We start from the raw sequence: 2,708 nt of genomic DNA, 5'->3' as shown, positions 1-2,708 counted from the left end.
TGTCTGGCAGACTATTGTGTCTGTGCTAACAGCAGCAGTTCCAATGGTCTTGTGTATCGTTGCCACAAAATGGTATAAAGAACGGTTTTGGTCTCGTTTTGTTGATTAATTTAAAAGAACTCTGAAAAAATAAACGTGAGACCCGAATCACTGAAACGAATAAACACAATATGCAAATGAGGTTAGGACTTTTGCCCTAACCTCATTTTTTTATTCTCTTATAAAGCTGATTTTTACCTATAATTCTAATCTTTTCCTATCCTCTACCGCTAATTTTTTACGCTGTTGCACCTTGCCTTAGCTCAAGCTGATATTTTTCCATTTCCTGTTGATTGGCCCATACATAATGACCTGGTTTGATTTCAACAAAAGACGGCTTATCCACTGAATAATCATGGACAGACGCATCATAAATAATTAAATCTTTATCTTTTTCTATTTGAGGGTCCGGTATTGGTACTGCCGACAATAAAGACTTCGTATAGGGATGGATCGGATTTATGAATAATTCTTCCGCTTCTGCCAATTCTACAATTACCCCATGATGGATCACAGCAATACGATCAGAAATAAACCGTACGACCGACAAATCATGGGCAATAAACAAATAGGTAAGGTTTTTCTCTACTTGCATCTTTTTCAGTAAATTAAGAACCTGAGCACGAATTGAAACATCTAATGCAGAAATAGGTTCATCAGCAATAACTAAAGTTGGATCCATTACTAAGGCGCGGGCGATGCCTATTCGCTGCCGTTGGCCTCCTGAAAATTCATGAGGGTAGCGAGTCAAATGTTCAGGTAACAAACCTACTTCTAAAATGATTTCTTCTACTTTTTTTATTCGGTCAGCTTCATTCTCATACAGATGAAAGTTATGAAGTCCCTCTGAAATAATATAATCAATAGTGGACCGTTCATTCAAAGAAGCAGATGGATCTTGAAAAATCATTTGAATGCTGCGGATAATTCTAGAATTTTCTTTACGAGATAATTTTTTATTGATTTTTTTTCCTTCAAAAAGAATATCGCCATGAGTTGTCTCATTAATGCGGATAATGGATCTTCCGATAGTCGTTTTTCCAGAACCAGACTCTCCTACTAATGATAAAGTCTCCCCCTTGAAAATATCAAAATTCACACGGTCCACTGCGACAAACTTATTTTTTCCTTCTCCAAATGTAACTTCAAGATCTTTGACAGACAACAAAACTTCTTGTTCTTTACTTGTCTTGCTCATTACTTGTACCTCCTTCTTCTTCACTGCCATAACCGGTATTCTTCACTAATGCTTTCATCTTCTTATGAAGATTTTTGATAGCTCCCGGCATCTCAACTTTTGGTGACCGAGGATCCAATAACCAAGTTTTGGCATAGTGAGTTTCATTTATTTTAAAGAAAGGAGGTTCTTCTTCAAAATCAATTTTCATAGCATAGATGTTTCGCGGTGCAAAAGCATCGCCTACAATTTCTTTATATAAAGAAGGCGGCGTGCCAGGTATCATGCTAAGCGACTCCCCTTTAATACCTAATTGCGGCATAGAAGAAAGCAGACTCCATGTATAAGGGTGCTTTGAATCATAAAAAATGTCTTCTGCTGTCCCATACTCTACAACTTGTCCGGCATACATCACCGCTACTCTATCGGCAACAGAGGCTACAACACCTAAATCATGTGTGATATAAATCGTTGCAAAAGAAAATTCTTCCTGCAAACTTTTAATCAAACTTAATATTTGTGCTTGGATCGTGACATCAAGTGCTGTAGTCGGCTCATCACAAATCAAAATTTTAGGACGGCAAGCTAATGCAATGGCAATAACGATTCTTTGTCTCATGCCACCAGAATATTGGAAAGGATATTCGTTAAATCGTTCTTTCGCGTTGGGAATCCCTGTTTTTTCCATAAGCTCAATGGCTAATTTTTTCGCTTCGCCATTGCTTTTTTTCTGGTGTTTAATGATGACTTCTGTGATTTGAGAACCAATTGTCCGAATAGGGTTGAGGGAAGTCATTGGATCTTGAAACACTGTCGCGATTTCTGCTCCGCGTATGCCTTCCCATTCCTGATCATTCTTGAGTTCCAATAAGTTTTTTCCTTTGTACTCAATTTCTCCGTTTGCAACAAATCCGTTAGAATCCAGCATTCCAGTAAAAGTCTTTGTCAGCACTGATTTACCAGAACCTGATTCTCCGACTATTGCTAATGTTTCCTTCTCGTAAAGATCGAGAGAGATATTTCGGATCGCCGTTAATGTTCTATCACGAACTTTAAATTTAACCGTGATATCTTTTGCTGAAAGGATACTCGTTTCTTTTGACATTTTTACACCTCACATATGCGTTCTAGGATCAGATGCATCAGCTAATGTTTGCCCGACAATATAAAGTGAGACAGAAACAAGAGCTAATACAATAACAGGTATCCAAAATAAATAAGGAAAATTATTCATATTTACAGTATATTTTGAGATGATCCGTCCTAAAGAAGGAACATCTGAACTTAATCCTACCCCCAAGAATGATAAGAATACCTCATATGAGATGAAACTTGGTAGAGTCCGTGATACATCCGTTACAATAACTGAAATAAGATAAGGTAATATGTTTTTTATGATCATTCTGTGCATAGGAGTTCCTAAGCATTTTGAAGCCAAGTTGTATTCGCGATCTCGCATGATCATGACTTGGACACGGATAAAATGAGCCGT

Annotated in this window: 3 protein-coding genes; all 3 read right to left on the bottom strand. The window is 37.4% G+C overall.

Annotated features, from left to right (window positions below; translation table 11 throughout):
* Positions 1 to 277: 277 nt before the first annotated feature.
* A complete protein-coding gene (locus RT405_RS07900) occupies positions 278 to 1,237 on the bottom strand; it encodes an ATP-binding cassette domain-containing protein (RefSeq protein WP_313468982.1) in 960 nt (319 codons plus the stop codon).
* Positions 1,221 to 2,321: an ABC transporter ATP-binding protein gene (locus tag RT405_RS07895; RefSeq protein ID WP_313468980.1), complete on the bottom strand. Its 1,101-nt coding sequence runs from the start codon at positions 2,319 to 2,321 to the stop codon at positions 1,221 to 1,223. The genes RT405_RS07900 and RT405_RS07895 overlap by 17 nt, the downstream gene beginning before the upstream one ends.
* 9 nt (positions 2,322 to 2,330) lie before the next feature.
* Positions 2,331 to 2,708 (bottom strand): ABC transporter permease subunit (locus tag RT405_RS07890; RefSeq protein ID WP_313468979.1); only part of this gene is annotated, 378 nt, incomplete at its 5' end.

The sequence above is a fragment of the Carnobacterium sp. genome, from assembly GCF_032094055.1.
Classification (GTDB): domain Bacteria; phylum Bacillota; class Bacilli; order Lactobacillales; family Carnobacteriaceae; genus Carnobacterium_A.
This window is presented reverse-complemented; position numbering and strand designations above follow the sequence as displayed.